This is a genomic window from Rhodococcus sp. OK519 (assembly GCF_003051005.1).
GTDB lineage: Bacteria > Actinomycetota > Actinomycetes > Mycobacteriales > Mycobacteriaceae > Prescottella.
The window spans coordinates 1-21,679 of sequence record NZ_QAOW01000018.1 but is presented as its reverse complement, the minus strand read 5'-3'; the positions used below and the strand labels follow the sequence as shown (position 1 = coordinate 21,679).

Genomic DNA, 21,679 nt, shown 5'->3' with positions numbered 1-21,679 from the left:
GTCAAGGCCACCACCTTCCACGACGACCCCGACGTCCTCGCGAAGGTCTCGCGTGGCCTGGGCGAGGCCATGGTCGGCATCAACGTCGACGACATTCCCCAGCCCCACCGCCTCGCCGAGCGCGGCTGGTGATCTGACCGGGGCGTGGCCGACTAGCCGGCCGCGCCCGTCAGTCGCAGCACGTGGGTGGCCGAAACAGACACCTGCGGAGGAAGTTCGACGGAGAGCAGTCCGTCGATCGTGGAGAAGTCGAGCGCGGCGGGGCCACCGAGCAGTTCGACCCCACGCACTCCGCGCAGGTCGACTCCACGCAGGGCGAAACGTCGTGTCCCGGGTAGATCCAGAAGGAACACGAACACGTCGGAGCCCTTGCGGGTGTATCGGACCTGGGTGCCCTCCGACGTCGTACCCGCCGCGGTCGTCCAGGGCCGGCTCCCGATCACCGCGTCCCGATTGATGGCCATCCACTGGCCCAACCCTCGCAGCGGCGCCTGTTGTTCCTCCGGGATCGTGCCGTCGGGTCCGGGCCCGATACCGATCAGCAGATTCCCGTTCTTGCTGACGATGTCGACGAACGATCGAATCAATTCGGTGGCGGTGACGATGTCCTCGGGGCGTTCGTTTCGATTCGCCGCGAACGAATGCCCCACGCCGCGAGTGGATTCCCACTTCTCGTCGACGACCGTATCGAACTGCGCATACTCCGGAGTCTTGAAGTCGTAGTGCTCCGATGCGGGGAAGGCGAGTTCCTTCTTGTCGTCGGGCACGAAACGCCAGAACCGCTGCGCAAGCTCACCCGCGCCACGCAACAGCGCCTCGGACACCCTGTCCCGCTTGATGTCGGCCTGCGCCCACCGATCGTTGACGACACCGTCCTCGACGGTGTTGTAGTAATGCGCGAACAAGCCCGCGAGATTTCCGCCGGCAGGCCAGCCGATGTCGTTCCACAGCATCGAGGGTCGGTAGGTGTCGATCAGCTCTCGCACATGGGCGGTCGCGTAGTCCCGATAGTCGTCACCCGCGGGAACGGCGAGTGCGACGTCCGTCGGACTGCTCATGACGACGTCGTTGTACGGCCAGTCGTAGCCGCCCGAGTAGTACAGGCCCATCCGCATACCGTGTGATCGAACCGCGGCGGTGAAGTCACCCACCAGGTCACGTTTCGCGTGATAGTCACCCTTGCTGGGATGCGACAGGCTGGAGGGCCAGAGGGTGAATCCGTCGTGATGCTTGGTAGTCAGGATGACGTAGCCCGCACCGGACCCGGCACACAGTCCTGCCAGGGCGTCGAGGTCGGCCGCGGCGGACTCCTGATCGAACTCCTCGACGAAATTGTCGTACGGGTAGTCGATTCCGTAGGTCTGCTCGTGATGGCTTCGGGTGGGGCTGCCCTCGATGCGCATCGTGTTGAGGTACCACTCGGCATAGGGGTTGTTGCGCAGCATGCCTTTGGGGCCCTGATCCCGCAGCAACTGCTGGATGTCGGTCACCTGCGGCGCCCAGCGCGGCACCGAGTACAGGCCCCAGTGGACGAAGATGCCGAGCTTCGCATCGTCGTACCACGACGGAAGCACGCGGGTGGACACGGATTCCCAGGTCGGTTCGAACATCTCAGCCCTTCCGCGGCGTTCGGTGGGACGCGAGCACACGCTCGATCGCGGGGCGGTCCTACGATCCCCGATCCCCGTTGGTGATCCTGCACCACATCCCCGCTCACCGCGACAATGTCGGCTCCGGTAACCGAGATCCGAATGACGCTTCGGCGGCGCGGGCGGGTGCGCCGCCGAAGCACCCGCTCACTCGGCCTCGAGGAGGAACCCCAGTACCGTCCGGTTGAACTCGTCCGCCCGCTCGATCTGCGCCCAATGGCCGCACCGCGACATGACGTGCAGGCTGGCGTTCGGCATCTGCGAGAAGGCGAAGAGTCCACCGTCGTACGGATTGATCAGGTCTTCACGACCCCACAACATCAGTGTCTCGTGCTGCACCCTGCTCGCCTCACGCCACAGTTCGAGCGCGAGCTTGCCCTCCGCCGACAGGAAGCTCACCCGCATGCGCTCGAACGATTCGGCGGCACCGGGACGCTGGGAACGCTCGAAACGGTCGTCGATCATGTCCTCGGTGACGAACTTCTCGTCGAAGACCATCCCGCGCATGAACACTGCCAGCTTGTCCCGGGTCGGCCCGGGCGGGGCGGTGTACTCGTACAACCGGGTGTGCCCGAGGGTCGGCTCGGGGGTGAACAGCCGCGTGGTCAAGCCGCCGGGACCCATCAGCGCGAGCCGATCGACCCGGTCCGGGTTGTTCAGGGCCAGCCGGAGCGCAACCCCTCCGCCCAGGGAGTTACCCACCAGGTGTGCCTTGTCGATACCGAGTTCGTCCATGAGACCGACTACGGTCTCCGCGCTGTGGGTGTAGTAGTCGCCCTCGAAATCGGTTCCCTCGCTGTCACCGAAACCGGGCTGATCGATGACCAGGGTGCGGAACGATTCGGCGAAAACCGGAAGGTTGTGCTCGAAATTCGCCCACCCGGACACACCGGGTCCGGCGCCGTGGAGAAGGATCGCCACCGGCCCGTCGCCGGCCTCGTTGTAGTGGACCCGCCGGCCGTCGACGGTCACGGTGCGGGACGTCCGGGCGTAATCGTAGTTCTCGGAACTCATCTTCTGATCCTTTGCAGTTCAACGAAATTCGACTAGGTCGCGGTCGCTCAGGCAACCTGCCCGGCCGCCGCCGTGAGCAACTCGAGTTCGGTAGCCTCGCGACCGAACTCACCCACGACGGCACCCTCGTGCATCATGAGGATCCGATCGCAGAGACCGGTCAGCTCTGGCAGTTCGGACGAGACGAGCAGGATCGCCATGCCCTCACCGGCCAACTCCTCGATCAGCGCATAGATTTCACGCTTCGCCCCCACGTCGATCCCGCGGGTCGGCTCGTCCAGCAACAGCAGCCGCGGGCGATGCGCGAGCCAGCGACCGAGCACGATCTTCTGCTGATTTCCGCCGGACAGAGCATGTACCGCAATCGAGTCGTCGGCGGCCTTCAGCTTCATCCGCCTGTACATGATGTCCAGGATGTCGTTCTGTGCCGCGACATCCGTACGCGACCACATCGGCCGGGCACCGTCCATCACCATCGTGGCATTCGCGCGCACCGACTGATCCATCGCCACTCCGCGTGTTCGACGATCCTCGGGTACAAGCCCCATGCCGGCAGCGATCGCGGCGCGCGGATGACCGGGACGGACCGTCCGCGCGCCGATCCGCACCACTCCCGTGCGGGGCTGCAGGCCGTACACGGCCTCCAGGATCTCCGACCGGCCGCTTCCCACCAGGCCACCGATGCCCACCACCTCCCCTGCCCGGATCTCGAGGTCGACTGCGCCGCGATTCGCCAGTGGCCGCATTCCCTCCAGGTGGGCGACCACGTCGCCCACCTGGGCCGGCCGTCGGCTGTACCGGTCGTCGACCTTGCGGCCGACCATCATCTCGATCAACCGGGCCTCGGTGGTTTCCGCCACCCGGACGGTGCCGACCACCTTGCCGTCGCGCAGCACGGTGACGGTGTCGCAGATCGTCATGATCTCGGGCAGTCGGTGGCTGATGAAGACCTGGGCTGCGCCTCTCTCACGCAGCGTGCGCATGATCCCGAACAGACGATCGACGTAGTCCTCGGTGAGCGATGCGGTCGTCTCGTCGAATCCGATCACGCTGCATTCCCACGCGAGGACACGGGCCACCTCGACCATGTGCTTCTCGTCCTGCGACAGTTCACCGACACGGGCCCGCGAGTCGAGATCGATTCCGGCAGAAGCGAGTACCCGCTGCGCATCGTCGTGTAACCGCTTCCAGGACACCAGCCCCTTGCGCCCGGTCCGGCCGAGGGCAAGGTTCTCCGCCACCGACAGCTCGTCGCACAGATGCGGATCCTGCATCACGACCCCGACACCGGCCCGCAGGCGCGACGTGGGATCCAGCGCCGGCAGCGCGACACCGTTGACCTCGACGGTGCCCAGGTCCGGCGCAACCTCCCCGGAGAGCACTTTCATCGCGGTACTCTTGCCGGAGCCGTTCTCGCCGATGAGTCCGCGCACCTCACCCGGCTCGACATCGAGACCGAAGTCGGACAGCGCCACGGTTCCGCCGTACTGCTTGCGGACTCCCCCGATCTGGAGTCGGCCGCCCATCAGCTGCTACTCCTGGCCCGCATGCGGTCGATCGCGACGGCCGCGATGAGGACGGCGCCGGTGACCATCCCCTGCCAGAACATCTGCACGTCGAGCAGGTTCAGGGCGTTCGCGAGGATCTGTACGAACACGACACCGACCAACGTGCCCACGAACGTGCTCTTGCCACCCATGAAGGACGAACCACCGAGCAGGACCGCGGCGATGACCTGAAGTTCGATTCCGGTACCGATGCTGGGCGACGCCGCCTCGATGCGCCCCGACATGACCACTGCCGCGATGCCGATGAACGCGCCGTTGAGTCCGAACGCGATCATCTGCACCCGCTCGACGGGGATGCCCGCCAGCCGGGCGGCACCGGTGTTGCCGCCGACCGCGAGGAGATTTCGGCCGAAGGTGGTGTACCGCATGAGCGCCATCGAGCCGAGCAGCAGAATGACGGCCATCGCGACCGGGACGGACACCGGACCGATCGATCCGTCACCGAGCCAGACGACGAAGTCGAAGCCCTCACGGTCGTGCAGCTGGACCGAGTTTCCGTCGGTGCGCAGTTGGGCGATGGATCGGAAGACCGACATCGTCCCGAGTGTGACCACCATGAAGAACAGCTGGAACTTGGCGATCAGAAGCCCGTTCACCAGACCACCGAGGGCGGCCGAGGCCACGATCACCGCGATGACCGCAATCGGAACCGGCAGGCCGGCATCCATGAAGCCGAGCATGATGACCGTGTTGAGTGCCATCAGCGAACCGAGCGAGAGGTCGATCATTCCCGTCGTCAGGACGAACGTGGTTCCGATCGCCAGCAGCAACGGCACGACGGCACCACGCATGACGTTGTTGAGGTTCGCGTATGTGAGGAAGTAGTCGTCGTAGACCGCCATGGCCACGATCAGTGCGACCACGAGAACTCCGATGCCGGACCACGGCGGAGCTTTCTGCAGCAGTCGTCGTACGCCGGTCTCCCGCGGAACTACGGCGGGCGCACCGGGGGTTTCGGGCACGGCATCCCGAGTAGTCGTCATCATGTTCTCCGCTCTGGAAGGGAATCAGTACTGGTCGCAGCGAGCCGCGGGCGACGACTGGGCGGTGCTGCTCTGCGTGTAGATCTGGTATGGCGCCGACTCGAACTCGACCTGCCCACCGGCCTTGATCGTCTCGGCCTGCTGGGATGCCTTGTAGGCCACCGCGAACAGGTCGGCGCCGAACGCCGCGTCGATGTCTCCGCTCTTGACCGCGGCCATGGTTTCGGAATCGCTGTCCAGCGACGTCACGACAAGGTCGATGCCCTGGCTCCGGCCGGCCAGCGCCGCACCGCGGCCCATCGCACCGTTCTGCGCGAACACGGCCTGCACGTCACGGTTCTTGGTGAGGAAGTCCTCCATCTTCTTCTGAGCCTCCTCGGTGGTCAGCTTGTCCATGTTGATCTCGCCGACGACGGTCAGCCCAGCGGCCTCTGCGGCCGCCCGGAAGTTCGTGGCCCGATCGTCGGACATCTTCTGTCCGGGCGGCGGCGACAGGATGACGACCTTCTTCGTGCCGGGTTGCTCGGCGACGAGGTAGTCGACCACCATTTGCGGGACCCCCAGGTCGTCGGGGGCAACGTGGCTGGAGGCGGCGGTCGCGAACTTGCCGTCCGCATCTGGCGAGATGGGGTCGATGACCGCCATACCCGACTCCTGAGCACGGCTGTAGCTCGACCGCAGCGCGTTGGGGTCGACCGGGATCACGAAGATGCCGTCGATCTTGTTCGCCCGGGCGATGAGGCTGTCGATGTCGTTGAGCTGCTTGTTCACGTCACCGTCGGCGATGGTCACCACGGGTGTGTCGAGCCCGTTCTTCTCCGCGTAGCAGTTGAGGCCGGCAATGAACTCGTCCACCGGTCCGCCTCCGGAGAATCCGTTTGCGAAGGCCATCCGGGCGGCGCCGCCGTCGGTGCTCCCGGACGCGCTGCCGCAGGCGGTCAGCGAGAGTCCTAGTGCGAGTGCGGAAGCGCCACCGACGAGGATGCGGGCAGGGCGGGAAGACAACGAGGTGTGCATGGGATCTCCATGTGCTGGAAGGGAACTCTCGGAGGTGACAGGAGGGGCGGGAGGGGACGCGGATCAGAGCATCGCGCCCGGCTGCGGCTCGATGCCCATCATCGCGAGAGCGGCCACCTGGTAAGACATCCCCGGCATGTTGACCGCATGGTTGAGGCCCGCGTGCGCGTCGCGCCACAGCCGCTGCAACGGCTTGTCCGCACGCAGCGCGTTGCCACCAGTGCGGGCGAAGAGTTGATCGACGGCAGCGACCGCACGCCAGCTGGCGCGGATCTGGTCGCGCCGCGCCTCCGCACGCATCGAGAGCGACGGCACCCCGCCCTTGTCGAGGACGTCGTAGACACGGTTGACGTTGTCGAGGACCTGCAGCCTGCTGGCTCGGATCTCCGACGCCGCCTCACCGATGCTGGGCAGGGTGAAGGAGTCCTGAGTTACTTTGGTACCGAATACGTTTGCGCGATCACGCTGGTAGTCCAGTGTCGCGGCCAGCGCGCCTTCGCAGATGCCGATCACGGTGGCACTGACGGCATTGCCGAACAGGACGAACCACGGCATCGCGTACAGCGGGTTGTCGCCCTTGCCCACCGCTGCGGCGGCGGTCCCGTCCACGACGGTCGCGTACTCCAGTGCGCGGTGCGCCGGAACGAACGCGTCCTTCACCACGATGTCGTTGGAACCGGTGCCTTTCAGTCCCACCGTGTTCCACGAATCGTCGACGATCTCGAAGTCGCCGCGCGGGATGAGGAAGTGATGGTCGCTACCCGGGATCGCTTCCCCGTCGTCGCCGAGGATGAGTCCACCCAGGTGCACCCACTCGGCATGATCGCTGCCCGACGAGAAGGTCCAGTGACCGTTGAAGACGAACCCGCCGTCGACCCGTCGAGCACGCCCAAGGGCGACGTACGGGGAGGCGATCCACGCGTCCTGATCCTGCCCCCACACCTCCTCCTGCGCTTTCGGGTCCATGACCCCGACCTCCCACGGATGCAACCCGACGACGCCGCCCACCCAGCCGGTGGCAGAGCAGCCGATCGAACCTGCCGCCATCACCGCTTCGAGATACTCCCCCGGATGCGCCTCGCTGCCGCCGTAGGCACGGGGCTGCATCATTCGGGTCAGGCCGGTGCTCTTGAGGAGCCGGACCGACTCGTCGGGCAGCCGACCGAGCCGCTCGGCCTCTTCGGCAAGGTCGGTGATCCGACCCTTGATCTTCTCGATGTTCTCGATGACTGCGCTGCTCATGTTCGATCCTCACGGGGGAATGGGATGGGGGTGGAACCGGGTCGAGAGGTGGGGCCGGAAGGGTTGATCAGGCCGAGATCACTGCTCGGGGAGGCCGAGAACCTCGTGACCCCACAAATCGGGGAAGGGGATGTTGACCGAGGTCCAGGTCTCGGGATCGACCTCGATCGCGCCCGCGCCGATCTCGATCGGGAAACCGGCCGGCGAATGCAGGTAGAACGAGAACATGCGATCGTTGGCATGCTGACCGAGCGTCTCGAAGAACTCGCAACCCGCCTCGGTGGCGCGGGTGAGGGCCAGGCCGACGTCCGGAATCGACTTCATCTCGACCATCAGGTGGATCAGACCACCCTTGACGAACCATGCACTCTTGTCGCAGCCGATCAGTGCGAGGCTGTGGTGGCGCGCATTCGTGTGCAAGAAGTGACCGGGCGTTCCGCCCATGTCGGCGAAGTCGGTGAGCCCGAAGCCCAGGGTCCGGCGGTAGAACCGGTTGGAATCCTCGAACGGGGCGGCCGCCAGGACCACGTGCCCGAGCCCCTGGTCGCCGGTCTTGAACCCGGAAACTCCTGCCGGCGAAGCAAAATCGGACTGCGCGACCTGCATGCCCCAATAGAACTCCAGGACATAGCCCGCCGGATCGACCACACGCACCAGGTCCTCGACCCCGCGGCGCGCCGCCAGCTCGTCGACCCGTTCGTAGGCGACGTCCGCCTCGTCCAGGTCGGCGAGGAGGTTCTCGAATGCCACGTCGTTGCGCAGTTCCCATCCGATCGCCGAGACCTCGTCGGTGTCACCGGCTTCGACGACGATGCGGTGGCAGCGTTCGTCGGCGCGCAGCCAGAGTTCGGATTCGTCATCCCGGACGCCGGCCATGAGACCGAGGATCTCGGTCCCGAATGTGCGCCACGCGGGAATGTCGGTGGAGCTGACAACCAGGTAACCGAGCGAATGAACCTTCACTAGACATGCCTCCACTAAGTTCTAGAAGATTTGGTTTCAAACTGCCAAGATCTCAGCCGACGACGGGAGCTCCGGCCACACCGAGGAGGCGTTCGACCTCGGCGATGGCGGGCTCGAGGTCCGCGGCGCGCACGGCAGCGGCGAGGTCCACCAGACCCAGGTGGTCGAGCATGTGCGGGAGTCGGTTGCGCAGACGCCCGAGCGTCCACTCCTGCGGGTCGCCCTCGGCGAACTGATCGAACCGAACGACGACGTTGGCCTGCGCCGTGTTGTCGATGTAGTGGTAGTGCGGTTCGTTGTCGAAGCAGTCGAATCGCAGGTGCTCCAGGCCGTCTGCCGCACTCAGGACGTGCACGCACGCGCCACCGTCCTCGATGCCCGTGTCGTACGTCGCGTCCGGCCGTCCCCGATCCAGCGCGTTCGTGTTGATGGCATCGTCGGTGAGCCGACGGGATTCGACGACGAACTTCAGCGGACCGGCCGACACCTCCACACAGAACTCGGGGTCCATCGGGATGGGCATGACGTCGTAGCTCCGGCCGAGCACATAGGCCTCGACACCACTGGGATTCATCTCAACTCCGTTTCGTTGGATCGGTCTTCGATCTGATTGATGAGGTCACGTCCCGCCAGTAGCCGACCGATATTCGCGGCGAAGAGGTCGACGACCCGCTCGATACTCATCGCCGGGACGCTCGCGCAATGAGCGGAGATCCGAGCACCGCTGTCCCACAGCGGCGAGGCCGCTCCGAGAGGCTCCTCGGCGACCACGTCCAGCGCCACCGAGATTCGGCCCGACTGCAATTCGTCGAGCAGTGCCGCCTCGTCCACGAGGGAGCCGCGGCCGACATTGATCAGCAACGCGCCGTCCGGCATGGCGGACAGCGCCTTTCGGTCCAGAAGCCCTCGGGTCTCGGAAGTGTCGGGTAGGGCTGCCACCACGATCTCGCACCGGCCGAGGAACCCGGGCAGGTCGCTCAGCGCTGCCACCTCGGCCACACCGTCGGGCGTCTCACCGACCGAACGACGGCACACGTGCGTCGACATTCCGAACGCGGCCGCGACGCGGGCCACGCGACGGTTGATCTCGCCGAAGCCGAGCAGCCCGAGTGCGGCCCCTTCGAGCCCGCGTCCGTAGATCGGTGTCCATGCCTGCCCCTGTGCGACCGTCGCCAGCTCGGGAAGCCGCTTCCGGTGCTCGAGGATTCGAGCGAACACGAACTCGGCGATCTCCGGTGCCGCGGTGCCGGCCGCGTTGGTCACGCGAATCCCGGCCTCCCGCAAACGTTGCACGGGCAGCGACTCCGTACCGGTAGCCACTGACTGGATCCAGTGCAGACCGGGAGCCCACGCCTCGATGTCCGGCGGCAGATCCAGGCACAGGACCACGTCGACGTCCGCGAGCCGTTCACGCACGTGCACGGGCAGGGAATCGGGGCGCACAGAGCGACCGGAGGGGCACTCGTACGGAATCCGGACGAAGTCGATTTCCGGATACTGCGCGCGGAGCCGCTGCGCGGCGGCCTCGCCGGTGCCGTCGCCGTGCAGGCGACCGGGCTGGAGCAGGCCGACCTGCCTCACCGTCGGGCCTGCGCAGGTCCGGGTCAGCACCGCCCGCTCCGCACGGGAACGTCGTTGCCGAAGACACCCGGACCGAGCTCGTCGACACCATCGCAACCGAGCAGCACGAGCGTGCGACGCAGTTCCTCGGCGAAGATCTCGAGCACCCGATCGACGCCGGGCTCCCCCGCCGCGGCGAGCCCGTAGAGGTACGCCCGCCCGATCAACACCGCCCGCGCGCCCAGCGCAAGCGCCTTCGCGACATCGGAGCCGCGACGCACGCCGCCGTCGACGTAGACCTCCGCGTGGTCCCCGACTGCAGCAACAACCGCCGGAAGCGCGTCGAGGCTCGCGGGCAGACCGTCGAGCTGGCGCCCACCATGATTGGAGACGACTACCGCATCCGCGCCGCACTCCACCGCCGTCCGTGCGTCGTCGGCCGACATCAGTCCCTTGACGACGAGCGGCCCGTTCCAGCGCCGACGAATCCAGTCGAGGTCGCGCCACGTCGGGGGCTCCTCGAACAGCGAGCCGAGGCCGGTGCGATCGCCCTGCGACAGGTTCCCCATCTCGATGGATCGGCGATCTCGCGCCAGTCGCCACAGCCATCCGGGACGCCCGATGACGTGTGGGGCGACCCGCGCGACGTTCCGGATCCCGAAGTCCACCGGGAGCGAGACGCCGTGCCGGCTGTCCCGCTCCCGGTGACCCGACACCGGCGTGTCGACAGTGACTACCAACGTCCGGTATCCGGCGTCCGCGGCGCGATCGACCAGAGCCTCGGCACCCTTGCGTCCGCCGAGGAAGTACAGCTGGAACCACTTGTCCCCCGCGCCGCCCTCGCGCGCGATCCGCTCCAAGGACGCGGTCGCGCAGGTACTCGACACCGCCGGAACTCCCGCCCGCGCCGCCGCCCTGAAGACCGCGGGCTCAGCGGCCGGACGGACCGAGCCCACGAGTCCGCAGGGCGCCAACACCACTGGAAGCGCGAAGGATTCGCCGAGAATGCTGGTACCGAGCCGAGGGTTCCCTACCGCACGGGCCGCGCGATGGACCCACGTGACGTCGTCGAACGCCGCCCGATTGCGTGCCGAGGTGACCTCGCCGTCGGCGGCGCCGTCGACAACGTCGAACACGGGCAACGGCACACGTCGTCGCGCCGCCCGTCGCGCATCGTCCACCGTGGACAGCCGCGCGGCGCGGGCGGTGTCGGCGCTCAGCTCAACACCCCGGGCTCGTCCGCGAGCAGCGCGCGCACGGAGCCTCCCCAGTACACCTCCGCGGCCCGCTCCAGAAGGGACGCCTTCATCCCGACCATGACCGATCGGCTCAATGCCAAAGGCTTTCGGCCGGTGACCATGATGTCGTACGCCAGACGGCAGACCCGTTCGAACGATGCCGCGCGATAGGTCGCTTCGATCAGATCGGCTCCCGTCACGATCACGCCGTGACTGCCGAGCACGGCCACTTTGGCGTCACCGATCTGCTCGGCGAGTTCCCGCGCCAGCAGCGGGGTGTCGATCTCGCCCGAGTACTCCTCCACGAAGACCAGATCGTCGAGGTACATCGCCCCGGTCTGGTGCAGCAGTTCGGGCAGGATGCCCAGTGCCGCAATGACGCACACGTGGTACGGGTGGTTGTGGATCACGACGCGGGCGTCGGGCCGGGCCCGGTGCAGTTCGGTGTGGATGTGGATCGCCGGCGTGACGTCCCACTTGCCGCCGACCACGGCCGCGTCCTCGTCGACCTCACAGATGTCGGATGCGGTGAGTTCCCGCCACCACAGACCCCACGGATTGACCAGCATGTTCGTGCCGCCTGGTCGCTGCCAGGTGATGTGGCCGGCGAGGTTCTCCGAGAAGCCTTCCCGAGCCAGAACTCGGAATGCGGCGGCCAGATTCTGCTCGTCGGTGAGGTCACCGTCTGTGATCGGCGGCATCACCGACGGGGCCCACACCTCGAGTCCGCCGCGCCGCGGCGCCCCAGCGCCCGAGTCGGTGCCGTTCGTCGTAGTACCCGTCATCGATGTCCTCCTGAGACGTGAAGTTCGGTGAGCTGAAGTCCGCACAACGCTCGAGATGTCTGCGGAGACGTGCAGTTCACCCCGAAGCTCGCGGCCTGGCGCCGTGGGTGATCCACTCCGATCCGAACCGCCGGAATGTTCTAGAAGTTCTACTCAGGTGAATGTTCTAAAACATTTAGGACATCAAAGTCAACAGTCTCGGCAACTTTGGGCAATACTGATCCGCGAGCCCCACGAAGATCGAGCGCTCCACACCGGCCGATCCCCCGAAACGGCATCCCCAGGAGAACCCATGAGTACCGCCCCGAACACTGCGTTTCTGAGCATGTCGCGCGTCGTGGAACCGCAGCACCATCGCACCGTGAACGCGTGGCACCAGCTCGACCATCGACCGGAGAACCTCGCGCTGCCGGGAGTCACCACAGGGGAACGTTTCGTGCTCACCCCGCGCGGCCGGGAGATCGCCACCGCAGCAGGCTCGTTCGACAACTTCCACTACGCCAACCTGTACTGGTTCGACGATCCTGCAGGCCCCGCGATCGACACGTGGGCGGCCCTGGCCGAGAGCACGTTCCGCGAGGGGCGCCGACCGGACATCGGACTGCTCGAACGGCCCTACATGGGCTTCTTCCAGCGCGTCGCGAGCGCCATCGCACCGCACGTGCGGGTGACTCCGCGCGCCGTCTGCTTTCGCCCGGTCACGGGCATGCTGCTGCACGTGCGGGCATTCGGGCCCGGCCTGGCCCGCGCCGAGCTGCACGAGCAGTTGCGCCGCGAGGCGGAGACCGTGGTGCCCACGCTCGTCGGCGTACCGGGGGTCAGCGCGGCGTGGTCACTGGTGAGCGCACCAGAACTTGCGCCGCCGCTGTGGCAGAGCCGAGAGGGTGCCACCTCCGAGGAGGACACTCTGATCGTGACCCTGACCGCGGTGGAGGACGCGGACCCGTCCCACGTGCTGTCGCTCCTGAGCGATCCGGCCGCCGAGTGGGCCGCCGCCCTGCACGAACGTAGCGGAACCCTGCTCTTCGACGGTGCGCTCGAGACGATCACACCGTGGCGCTGGGACTGGTTCGACGGAGACGGCACCCCCGGCGACGACCGACACGAGTAGGTTTGTCTAGCCGTTCAGTCCGGTAATCGCCCACTGGGCGCAGGAAGGAAAGTCATGGCCGCACGCGAGGGCAGTTCCCACGGTCTCGTCAGGTTCACGAGGCTGGCGGAACAGATCGCCGACGATTTGCGCAACCGGATCCTCGTCGGCGACCTCTCCGACGGCTCCGAGCTTCCCATCGAGGAGGAGCTTCGGGCGATGTACCCGGTCAGCAAACCGACGCTCCGCGAAGCGATGCGGGTGCTCGAGGCCGAGGGCCTGGTCACCGTCCGACGCGGTTCCGTGGGCGGTGCGGTGGTGCACCGCCCGACGGCCGAGCATGTCGCCTACAGCCTCGGGCTCGTGCTGGCCGGCCGCAAGGTCGACATCGGCGACATCGGCATCGCGCTCCGCGCCGTCGAACCGGCCTGCGCCGAGGCCTGCGCGCAGCGGGCCGACCGCAACGAAGTAGTCGTGCCGGTGCTGAAGATGCTGCACGAGCGAGCGATCCGGGCGGTCGGCGACCTCGTCGAGGTCACGACGCTGTCGCGCATGTTCCACGAAGCCATCGTCGAACTGTGCGGTAACGAGTCGTTGTCCATCCTCGCGGGAGCGCTGGAGTCGCTGTGGTCGTCGCACGAGTCGACCTGGGCCAACCGCGACGCCAAGTCTGTGAACATCCCCCGAAAGGAACGACTGCACGCACTCGGCGAACATCTGACGCTGATCGAGCAGATCGCGGACGGCGACGCCGCGGGCGCCCGGGAGACCGCGTTGAAGCACCTCGAGGTGTCGCAGGGCTATCCACGCGCCGGCGAGCGTGCCGGGACCGTTTCCCCGGACGCGGTGCGCGCGCGGTTCATCGAGCGAACGAGCTGACGTCAGCCGGCTCCCACAGGCCCCCCGCCCCGCGCAGTGAGTTGGGCAATGTCTCCGCCCAACTCACTGCGATAGGCACCCATGAGTTCCTCGACGCCGTCGAACTGGTCCCCGACATGGTGAGTGTTGTCCGCAGACAGCTCCCGGCTGCCCGACCGTGCGATGAGGTCGTCGATACGGGTATCGAGGCTCGTGGCCCAGCGCATAGATTCCATCGCGCGCACATGGGATTCCACCTGGGTGAGCAGATCACCGATTCGCGCCAGTGCCGCGACCCGGACGACGAGTTGATCCCAGACCGGGGCGAGCGCGTCCCGGCGGGACTGGACGTGCCGGCGGGCCTCCGGACTGGACAGCAGCGCGCCGTCGAGTTCACCGACGATCCCCTGCAGCGCTATCGTGTCGACCGCGATCTGTGTGAGCTCGTCGGCCAGATCCAGCTGCGCGCGTTGGATCGCGAAGTGCTCGGAGTGCCAGACCGGGGCCCCCTCGATCCGGTCGTAGAGCGTGCCCGAGAGGAACAGCAAGGTGTCGTAGCGGTCGACGAACCGGTCGTCATCGGGCTCGATGGCGTGCTCCAACGCCTCGGACGTTCGCCGGCCGACGTCCTCCGCCCTGGTGTGTTCGGACACGCGCACGACGCGTCGGGCGGTGGACTCGAGCAGCGCATTGCGTAGGTCGTGCAGTTGCTGGCGCCGTTCCGGGAGCGGCGCAGGCGTCCGCCGCAACGCGGCGAACAGGGTGTCGCGCTGTGCCGGATCCAGATACACCCCATCGCGGCGGTCGCGCCGGATGGCCCGCACGCCGCCGCCGTAGTGCGCAGCGGACATCGTGACCGCCGACTGCAGACCGGAGAGGCGTTTACCCAGCTCCGCGACCCGATAACGGTAGGCCAGCTGGACCGGGCCGGGCCGCAACGATCGCGCCTTCGCGGTGAGGCGGACGTATTCGTCCGACACCAGACGCAACCCGGCGAATCCGCCGATCGGCGGAGTCGTCTTCCCCGCGCGCCGACGCGCGCCCAGGATCTCCCGGGTGGGCCCGTCCACGCGGCCTGCGGCGACGAGCACCGCCGCATCATCGGACAGTGGCGGATGGTGGCCGTCGAGTCGCGCACGCTCGCACCAGTAGCGCACGTGCTCGTCGATCCGAGCACGACGCTCGGCCGCGGTCGGTTCAGGTGCGGGCATGATGCCTCCTCGAAGAGGTTTCGCCCACCACTGTTCCAGAAACTGCGGCTCGACGCGGTCGACCCGGCTCCGGAACCGGCCCTCAGCCCATCATGCTGTGACGCGATTCGAGGCGCCCATGCGACTCGGCACGGACACGCAGGAGCAGCAGACCCGACACCGACGCGACGATCAGCGCGGCGACGGCGGCGTGCACATGCAACTCGACCAACCCGACGCCGGCCACGATCACCCCGACCAGGAACAGACTCGACAGAACGAATTTGACTGCAGCAGACTCCATGACGACTCCCTCACAGGTCCCGACGCGTGATTTCGACTCAGGTTTTCGGACGCGACAGCTCCGCGGGCTTCACGTCCAGCACTTCACATCAGACGCGAACGGTAGCCCCGACGGCCGCTCCCCACGCGGGAGCGACACGTCGGGCGCGGCATGCCGATACCGATCCGATACGAGTCCGCTGCAGATCGGTTGTCAGTCGATGACCGCCTCGGAGAACACCGGGGGGTTGCCGAGGAACTGACGATGCGACGGCGGCTGCTTGCCCTCCAGGTCCTTCACGCCGAGTTCCTCCGCGACCTCGGCGCCGACCAGCACCTGACCGCTGCGCTTCATCAGCTCGGGATCGCGGGCGAGGGCGTCGATGACGCGTCCGGGGAACTCTGCCGACTCCGCGGTCGCCGCCAGTCCGTCGTACGCGCCCGGGTTCGCGTCGAACCCGGCCTTCGTACGTTCGGTCATGAGCAGACCCATCCACAGCGAGACGACCGCCACATTGAAGGGCCGGAAGTCCACGGCCATGTCGTGGGCCATCTTGTCCACCGCCGCCTTGCCGGCCCCGTACGCGGGTCCGTGCATGTAGCAGGTACCGCCGAACGACGACGTGTTGACGACGAGGCCCTCGCCGTTGGCGGCGAGCAGAGGCGCGGCGTAGTAGCTCGAGACGTAGCTCGACCGCATGCCGACGTCCAGGACGTCGAGCAGCGAGAGCGACTTCTCCCAGAACGGGCCCTTCTTCGTCAGCTCGTCCGGCACGTTCAGCGCGTTGTTGACGAGAATGTCCAGGCGGCCGTGCTCCTCGGCCAGCCGAGCGAAGAAGGCTTCGACCTGCGCGTCGTCGCTGTGGTCGAGGACTACCGGGACACCCGTCCCACCGCGGCGAGTGATCTCCTCGGCCGTAGCGAACACCGTGCCCGGCAACGGCGCATCACCCTCGGTCTGCGTCCGCCCGGTGACATACACCTTGGCGCCGCTCTCGGCGAGCGCCAGCGCGATTCCCTTACCCGCGCCGCGACTTGCGCCGGTGACCACCACGATCCGATCCGAACTCAGACCCACCATCAACTCCAACCCTTGTCGGGAGACCACCCGGATGGTGTGGCCCACGTCTCATTCAGCACACCGTAAGCGGGCGTGTCCGTGCATGTCACTTCCCAATGGACGGGAAAACCATGACAACGCGGAAGCTGCTTGAATCGGGGCATGACGCAGGACATCCCGGCGCGGCCGCTCGACGGTGTGCGCGTACTCGAACTCGGCAACTACATCGCCGCCCCCACGGCGGGCCGACTGCTCGCCGACTTCGGCGCCGAGGTGATCAAGGTCGAACGTCCCCGCACCGGCGACGAACTGCGCAACTGGCGCCTGTACTCGGGCAGTACCTCGATGCTGTATCGCACGATCAACCGGAACAAGAAGTCGATCGTGCTGGATCTGCGGTCCGAGGAGGGCCGTCGACTGGTCCTCGATCTCGCGGCGAAGTGCGACATCCTGCTCGAGAACTTCCGGCCCGGAACCCTGGAGAAGTGGGGCATCGGGCCCGAGCAGTTGAACGCGGTGAACCCCGACCTGGTGATCACCCGGATCTCCGCGTTCGGGCAGACCGGACCGCTCTCGGAGCGGCCCGGGTTCGCGGCGGTCGCCGAGGCCGTCGGGGGTTTCCGTGAACTCGTCGGCGACCCGGACCGTCCGCCCGTGCGCGTCGGTGTGTCCATCGGGGACTCCATTGCCGGTCTGTACGCCGCCTTCGGATCGGTGATGGCGTTGTTCCAGCGGCAGTCCCGCGCCGGTGAATCGCTCGCACTGTCCCAGCGGATCATCGACGTCGCACTCAACGAGTCGATCATGTCGATGATGGAATCCCTGATTCCCGACTACCTGGCCTACGGCGTCAAGCGGGAACGGGTGGGCGGCCGGATGGAGGGCATCGCGCCGTCCAACGCGTATCCGTGCAGCGACGGGGCCAGCATCATCATCTCCGGCAACGGCGACGCCATCTTCCAGCGTTACATGGAGACGATCGAGCGCCCCGACCTGGCAGCCGACCCGGAACTGCTCACCAACGCCGGACGGTGGACGCGCCGCGACGAACTCGACGCCGCGATCGGTGCATGGACCTCGCGCCACACTCGTGACGAGGCCCTGCGCATCCTCGACGACGCGAACGTTCCGTGCGGCCCGATCTACACCGCCGCCGACATCGTCGACGACGAGCAATACAACGCACGCAACATGATCCAGACCTTCGACGTCGATACCGGCGCAGAATCGCCACAGCCGGTGGGCTTCCCGGGAATCGTGCCCGTGATCGGCGACAGGTCGCTGCCCATCGATCACATCGGACCGGATCTCGGCGAGCACACCCGCGAGGTGCTGGCAACGGTGCTCGGCCTGCCCGACGCCGAGATCGACCGAATCGTCACGGAGACGGAGTCCTGATGAGTTACTCCTTTGCACCCCAGTCGATTCTGCGTGACGTGACGCTGCGTGACGGACTGCAGCTGACCGGCAAGGTGCTGCCGACCGAAAGCAAGCTCGAGATTGCCCGCGGCCTGCTGGCCCTCGGGGTGCCCGAACTCGAGATCGGGTCGATGGCGCGCCCGGATCTGGTGCCGCCGATGGCGAACACCCTGGAGTTGATCGGCGAGCTGACACCCGAGGAACTGGACCGTTGCTGGGTGTGGGTCGCCACGCCCCGCCACGTGGAGAAGGCCGCGGCCGCCGGCGCCCGAAACTTCCAGTACTGCTTCTCGGCGTCGGAATCCCACAACCGCGCCAATATCGGACGGTCGACCGACGACAGTCTCGCCGCGATGCCGGCGGCCGTCGAGTTGACCCGGGCGGTCGGGGGGCGCATCCAGTTGTGCATCGCGACATCGTTCACGTGCCCGTTCGAAGGCGAGGTGCCGGCCGAACGCGTGCTCGCGATCGCGAACGACCCGCGCGGCGACGGCGCCGACGACATCGTCCTGGCCGACACCCTCGGACAGGCGGTTCCCGCGCAGGTTGCCGCACTGGTGGGTCGGGTTGTCGCCGACAGCCCGAAGCGGCGCATCGTCTTCCACGGTCATGACACGTGGGGGCTCGGCGTGGCGAACACGCTCGCCGCGATCGGCGCCGGGGCGACCGTGGTCGACGGCTCGCTCGGCGGGCTTGGCGGTTGCCCGTTCGCGCCCGGCGCGAGCGGCAACACGTCGACGGAGGACATCGCGTTCGCGACACGTCCCGAGTGGCTCACGCCGACGACACTCGCCGGACTGGTGGACATCGCCGTGCCGATGCTCACCGAACTGGGCGAGCCCAACCGATCGCGCACCGCCGAGGGCACCCGCTCGGAGGCACGAGCTTTCGAGTGGGTGCGACCGGCAGGCTGAACGTCCCTAGGTCTCTGCCCCGGCGTGCTCGTCCACTTCGGAGAGCCTGGTCAGGACCTGCGGCAACGGGTCCCGGTGCAGCACACCGAGACGCTGCGTCGCGCGGGTGAGTGCGACGTACAGTTCGGCCGCACCTCGTGGGCCGTCGGCGAGGATCCGGTCCGGATCCACCACGAGGACGGCGTCGAACTCGAGTCCCTTCGTCTCCGACGCCGCCACCGCACCGGGCACGTCCGGCGGCCCGATCACGATGCTGGTTCCCTCACGGGCGTCCTCGTCTCGGACGAATTCCTCTATGGCGGGGTCGAGTTCGCCGTCGGTGACGCGTCTGGACCACGGCTGCACACCACTGGCGCGCACCGATTCCGGTGGTGTGACGCCGGGCGCGAACTCGGCGAGGACCGCCGCGGCGACAGCCATGATCTCGGCCGGCGTCCGATAGTTCACGGACAGCGACCGGTAGACCCAGCGACCGGGCACGTACGGTGCCAGCATCTCGTCCCACGACGTCGCACCGGCCGCGGACCGTCGTTGGGCGAGATCGCCGACCACGGTGAAGGACCGACTGGGGCAACGTCGCATCAGCACCCGCCAGTCCATCTGGGAGAGCTCCTGCGCCTCGTCGACGACGACATGCCGGTAGGTCCAGCCCCGGTCCGCGGCAGCGCGTTCGGCGAGTTCCCGCGTGTCACGCTCCACGAAACGCTCGGCCAGGTCCTCCGCGTGGAGCAGATCCGTGGCGAACAGGTGGTCGTCGTCGTCCATGTGGTCCTCGCGGCCGACCATCAGATCGAGCACGCCCGCGGCGTAGGCGGCCTCCGCCTCGGTCTCGGTCTTCCGTTGCCGCTCGGCGGCCAGCTCGACCGTCGGGTCGACACCCAGTAGGTCGAACAGTTCGTCGAGCAGTGGGATGTCCGAGACCGTCCACGCGCCACCGTCGGCGCGCCACAGCGCGGCGTCGGCACCCGCCGCGCGCAGCCGCTCGGGGGATGTGTACAGCTGCGCCAGAAAGGGTTCCGGCGCGAGGATCGGCCACAGGTCGTCCAGCGCAGCGGTGAACCGCTCGTTCTCCGCCAGCTCTTCCACGAGGTCCGCCCGCACCCGCTCCCACGCGTCGCGGTCCGTACGTGTGAGCCAGCCTCGCCCGATCCGTCCGATCGCCCGCTCGGTGAGAACGTACGTGACGATGTCGCGGAACACCGCGCGCGCCTCGTTGTGTGGAAGTCCGCTCGCGCGCGCCTCCTCGATTCCCCACTGTGCGGTCTCGGCGTCGATCCGCACCGTGACGTCCGCCAGGTCGATCGACAGCGGATCGTCGGGCAGTCGCTGCCGATCCGCGATCGCTGCCGCCAACACGCCCAGGATCTGCAGCGAGCCTTTGAACCGGGCGACGTCGGGCGCGTCCTCCGCGGTGACCTGCAGACCCGGCAGCAGGTCACCGGTGGTCATGAACACCACGTTGGACTCCCCCAGCGATGGCAGGACGCGATCGATGTGGTGGAGGAACGCCGGGTTGGGCCCGATGACGAGGACGCCGTGATGCTCGACCCGCTCCCGCTGCATGTAGAGCAGGTAGGCGACGCGGTGCAGTGCCACCACGGTCTTGCCGGTGCCCGGGCCACCTTCGATCACCAGGACCCCGGAATGGTCGAGGCGGATGATCCGGTCCTGCTCGGCCTGGATGGTCGCCACGATGTCGCGCATACCGCCGCCACGCGGAGCGTTGACGGCCGCGAGCAGCGCCGCGTCGACCCGGTCCACGCCGTCGCCCTGCTCGTCCCCGTCCGGTCGGCCGAGGATCTCGTCGGTGAACTCGATCACCTCACGCCCGCGGCTGTGGAACTGACGCCGCCGACGCATGTTCTCGGGATGCGCGGCCGTCGCGACATAGAACGGTCGTGCCGCCGGCGCCCGCCAATCGAGCAGCAGAGGTTCGTACTCGTTCGACTCGTCGAACAGACCGATTCGGCCGATGTACGACGTCTCACCCGACAGGCTGTCCAATCGTCCGAAACACAGGCCGTGATCCGCGACGTCCAGTCGCGTGATCTCCCGCGCCAGCGCGCGCACGCCCGCATCCCGTTCCACCAGGCTGCTGCCGTTCTCGGCGTCGATGTCGCTCCGCAACGTCGCGCTGTATTGCCCCTTCACGCGCGCCCGCTCGGCGTCGAGTCGCGAGTAGAGCCCTGCCACATAGCTCTGCTCGGACCGCAGTTCGTCTTCGTACTCTCGAGTTGACACGTGCCCTCACCTTCCCGGGTCGGCGATCCCTCGCTGTTCACGCCGACCCTGCCGGAGTCCTGACCGAGATTCCGGCTTCGGCCAGCGATTCTGCGGCATACCCGGGGCCTTGCCGCAAGGCCCCCAGTGCGTTATAAGTTGATAGTGGAAGGGGATGAGTTTCCCCCGTCACGTTCTGGTCCGCACATCGACGGACAATCCCTCACATGTCGGCCTGTCTGCCGCGAGCTGCTCACGCAGCGCTATGAGGACTGGTTGCGGGTAGCGGCAAAGCATTCCTGCGAAGAAGCGTCGCTGCCTGACCCCACCACGGCGACTCGCTCCACCAGCAGCCGAAGATTCCATTGACTCGAACACCCGTTCGAACTAATCTGGGTACATGAATCCGGGGGGAATCATCGAACCAAACGCATCGCTATCGCTGAACGCCGACGACGCGCGCCGTCTCCCCGAGGCGCAGATGTTGCAGTCCACTCTCGACATCTCACACGAGATCGAACGGCTCGAAGTCTTGCGTGTCACCATGGTCGCCGAGATCGACCAACGGCCAGTCTCATTCGACACCCTCGGGTTTCGCAGCGTCAAACTGTGGCTCGCCGCGAACAC

At 67.2% G+C, this 21,679-nt stretch carries 19 protein-coding genes and 2 pseudogenes; 6 read left to right on the top strand and 15 right to left on the bottom strand.

Annotated features, from left to right (window positions below):
• Nucleotides 1-132: pseudogene (locus C8K36_RS24000) on the top strand (pyridoxal 5'-phosphate synthase lyase subunit PdxS); the annotation flags it as partial.
• A gap of 20 nt (nt 133-152) precedes the next feature.
• Here the strand turns inward: C8K36_RS24000 and C8K36_RS23995 are convergent.
• From C8K36_RS23995 to C8K36_RS23945, 11 genes are all read right to left on the bottom strand, one after another.
• Nucleotides 153-1,610, bottom strand: a complete 1,458-nt coding sequence (locus tag C8K36_RS23995; RefSeq protein ID WP_107987534.1) for an alpha-L-fucosidase — start codon at nt 1,608-1,610, stop codon at nt 153-155.
• A gap of 186 nt (nt 1,611-1,796) precedes the next feature.
• Nucleotides 1,797-2,663, bottom strand: coding sequence for an alpha/beta fold hydrolase (locus C8K36_RS23990; RefSeq protein WP_107987533.1), 867 nt, complete (start codon nt 2,661-2,663; stop codon nt 1,797-1,799).
• 47 nt (nt 2,664-2,710) lie between these two features.
• Nucleotides 2,711-4,189: a sugar ABC transporter ATP-binding protein gene (locus tag C8K36_RS23985; protein ID WP_107987532.1), complete on the bottom strand. Its 1,479-nt coding sequence runs from the start codon at nt 4,187-4,189 to the stop codon at nt 2,711-2,713.
• Nucleotides 4,189-5,214 carry an ABC transporter permease gene (locus C8K36_RS23980; RefSeq protein ID WP_181319711.1) on the bottom strand — a complete coding sequence of 342 codons (1,026 nt, stop codon included), beginning with the start codon at nt 5,212-5,214 and terminating at the stop codon, nt 4,189-4,191. Before C8K36_RS23980 ends, C8K36_RS23985 begins: the two co-directional genes overlap by 1 nt.
• Nucleotides 5,215-5,238: 24 nt before the next feature.
• Nucleotides 5,239-6,231: a sugar ABC transporter substrate-binding protein gene (locus C8K36_RS23975; protein WP_107987530.1), complete on the bottom strand. Its 993-nt coding sequence runs from the start codon at nt 6,229-6,231 to the stop codon at nt 5,239-5,241.
• 63 nt (nt 6,232-6,294) lie between these two features.
• Entirely contained in the window at nt 6,295-7,473 is a 1,179-nt protein-coding gene (locus tag C8K36_RS23970) for an acyl-CoA dehydrogenase family protein (RefSeq protein ID WP_107987529.1), read from the bottom strand.
• Nucleotides 7,474-7,551: 78 nt separating this feature from the next.
• On the bottom strand, nt 7,552-8,436 hold the full coding sequence (locus C8K36_RS23965) for a VOC family protein (protein WP_107987528.1): 885 nt from the start codon (nt 8,434-8,436) through the stop codon (nt 7,552-7,554).
• A 52-nt stretch (nt 8,437-8,488) separates the two neighbouring features.
• Complete coding sequence (locus C8K36_RS23960; protein ID WP_107987527.1) at nt 8,489-9,010, bottom strand: DUF7700 domain-containing protein; 522 nt, start codon at nt 9,008-9,010, stop codon at nt 8,489-8,491.
• Nucleotides 9,007-10,047: a D-2-hydroxyacid dehydrogenase gene (locus C8K36_RS23955; RefSeq protein WP_181319710.1), complete on the bottom strand. Its 1,041-nt coding sequence runs from the start codon at nt 10,045-10,047 to the stop codon at nt 9,007-9,009. The genes C8K36_RS23960 and C8K36_RS23955 overlap by 4 nt, the downstream gene beginning before the upstream one ends.
• Nucleotides 10,041-11,144, bottom strand: coding sequence for an alpha-hydroxy acid oxidase (locus C8K36_RS23950; protein ID WP_258195580.1), 1,104 nt, complete (start codon nt 11,142-11,144; stop codon nt 10,041-10,043). Before C8K36_RS23950 ends, C8K36_RS23955 begins: the two co-directional genes overlap by 7 nt.
• A gap of 68 nt (nt 11,145-11,212) precedes the next feature.
• Entirely contained in the window at nt 11,213-12,019 is an 807-nt protein-coding gene (locus C8K36_RS23945) for a class II aldolase/adducin family protein (RefSeq protein WP_107987524.1), read from the bottom strand.
• A gap of 292 nt (nt 12,020-12,311) precedes the next feature.
• Here C8K36_RS23945 and C8K36_RS23940 point away from each other — a divergent pair, with 292 nt between their 5' ends.
• Nucleotides 12,312-13,130, top strand: coding sequence for a hypothetical protein (locus tag C8K36_RS23940; protein ID WP_107987523.1), 819 nt, complete (start codon nt 12,312-12,314; stop codon nt 13,128-13,130).
• A 54-nt stretch (nt 13,131-13,184) separates the two neighbouring features.
• Nucleotides 13,185-13,988 (top strand): FadR/GntR family transcriptional regulator, encoded by an 804-nt coding sequence (locus C8K36_RS23935; protein WP_107987522.1) that lies wholly within the window; start codon nt 13,185-13,187, stop codon nt 13,986-13,988.
• A 2-nt stretch (nt 13,989-13,990) separates the two neighbouring features.
• Here C8K36_RS23935 and C8K36_RS23930 read toward each other — a convergent pair whose 3' ends face one another.
• From C8K36_RS23930 to C8K36_RS23920, 3 genes are all read right to left on the bottom strand, one after another.
• A complete protein-coding gene (locus C8K36_RS23930; protein WP_107987521.1) occupies nt 13,991-15,178 on the bottom strand; it encodes a hypothetical protein in 1,188 nt (395 codons plus the stop codon).
• Between the two features lie 82 nt (nt 15,179-15,260).
• The gene (locus tag C8K36_RS23925; protein WP_107987520.1) at nt 15,261-15,461 is read right to left on the bottom strand and encodes a hypothetical protein; all 201 of its coding nucleotides are present in this window, start codon (nt 15,459-15,461) and stop codon (nt 15,261-15,263) included.
• Between the two features lie 192 nt (nt 15,462-15,653).
• Nucleotides 15,654-16,520: an SDR family NAD(P)-dependent oxidoreductase gene (locus C8K36_RS23920; RefSeq protein ID WP_107987519.1), complete on the bottom strand. Its 867-nt coding sequence runs from the start codon at nt 16,518-16,520 to the stop codon at nt 15,654-15,656.
• 141 nt (nt 16,521-16,661) lie between these two features.
• Here C8K36_RS23920 and C8K36_RS23915 point away from each other — a divergent pair, with 141 nt between their 5' ends.
• Together C8K36_RS23915 and C8K36_RS23910 are read left to right on the top strand one after the other, a co-directional pair.
• Entirely contained in the window at nt 16,662-17,897 is a 1,236-nt protein-coding gene (locus C8K36_RS23915) for a CaiB/BaiF CoA transferase family protein (RefSeq protein WP_107987518.1), read from the top strand.
• Complete coding sequence (locus C8K36_RS23910; protein ID WP_107987517.1) at nt 17,897-18,832, top strand: hydroxymethylglutaryl-CoA lyase; 936 nt, start codon at nt 17,897-17,899, stop codon at nt 18,830-18,832. The genes C8K36_RS23915 and C8K36_RS23910 overlap by 1 nt, the downstream gene beginning before the upstream one ends.
• Before the next feature lie 6 nt (nt 18,833-18,838).
• Here the strand turns inward: C8K36_RS23910 and helR are convergent, their stop codons facing one another.
• On the bottom strand, nt 18,839-21,073 hold the full coding sequence (helR, locus tag C8K36_RS23905) for an RNA polymerase recycling motor ATPase HelR (RefSeq protein ID WP_181319708.1): 2,235 nt from the start codon (nt 21,071-21,073) through the stop codon (nt 18,839-18,841).
• Between the two features lie 379 nt (nt 21,074-21,452).
• On the opposite strand from helR, the pseudogene C8K36_RS23900 reads away from it, so the two are divergent.
• A pseudogene (locus C8K36_RS23900) lies at nt 21,453-21,679 on the top strand (HNH endonuclease); the annotation flags it as partial.

What these genes read in the sequence shown, in the direction of transcription:
- C8K36_RS23995 (WP_107987534.1), bottom strand. Translation starts at nt 1,610, where the DNA reads ATGTTCGAACCGACCTGGGAATCCGTGTCCACCCGCGTGCTTCCGTCG.
- C8K36_RS23980 (WP_181319711.1), bottom strand. Translation starts at nt 5,214, where the DNA reads ATGACGACTACTCGGGATGCCGTGCCCGAAACCCCCGGTGCGCCCGCC.
- C8K36_RS23990 (WP_107987533.1), bottom strand. Translation starts at nt 2,663, where the DNA reads ATGAGTTCCGAGAACTACGATTACGCCCGGACGTCCCGCACCGTGACC.
- C8K36_RS23985 (WP_107987532.1), bottom strand. Translation starts at nt 4,189, where the DNA reads ATGGGCGGCCGACTCCAGATCGGGGGAGTCCGCAAGCAGTACGGCGGA.
- C8K36_RS23910 (WP_107987517.1), top strand. Translation starts at nt 17,897, where the DNA reads ATGAGTTACTCCTTTGCACCCCAGTCGATTCTGCGTGACGTGACGCTG.
- C8K36_RS23975 (WP_107987530.1), bottom strand. Translation starts at nt 6,231, where the DNA reads ATGCACACCTCGTTGTCTTCCCGCCCTGCCCGCATCCTCGTCGGTGGC.
- C8K36_RS23930 (WP_107987521.1), bottom strand. Translation starts at nt 15,178, where the DNA reads ATGCCCGCACCTGAACCGACCGCGGCCGAGCGTCGTGCTCGGATCGAC.
- C8K36_RS23920 (WP_107987519.1), bottom strand. Translation starts at nt 16,520, where the DNA reads ATGGTGGGTCTGAGTTCGGATCGGATCGTGGTGGTCACCGGCGCAAGT.
- C8K36_RS23970 (WP_107987529.1), bottom strand. Translation starts at nt 7,473, where the DNA reads ATGAGCAGCGCAGTCATCGAGAACATCGAGAAGATCAAGGGTCGGATC.
- C8K36_RS23945 (WP_107987524.1), bottom strand. Translation starts at nt 12,019, where the DNA reads ATGACGGGTACTACGACGAACGGCACCGACTCGGGCGCTGGGGCGCCG.
- C8K36_RS23915 (WP_107987518.1), top strand. Translation starts at nt 16,662, where the DNA reads ATGACGCAGGACATCCCGGCGCGGCCGCTCGACGGTGTGCGCGTACTC.
- C8K36_RS23935 (WP_107987522.1), top strand. Translation starts at nt 13,185, where the DNA reads ATGGCCGCACGCGAGGGCAGTTCCCACGGTCTCGTCAGGTTCACGAGG.
- C8K36_RS23960 (WP_107987527.1), bottom strand. Translation starts at nt 9,010, where the DNA reads ATGAATCCCAGTGGTGTCGAGGCCTATGTGCTCGGCCGGAGCTACGAC.
- C8K36_RS23925 (WP_107987520.1), bottom strand. Translation starts at nt 15,461, where the DNA reads ATGGAGTCTGCTGCAGTCAAATTCGTTCTGTCGAGTCTGTTCCTGGTC.
- C8K36_RS23940 (WP_107987523.1), top strand. Translation starts at nt 12,312, where the DNA reads ATGAGTACCGCCCCGAACACTGCGTTTCTGAGCATGTCGCGCGTCGTG.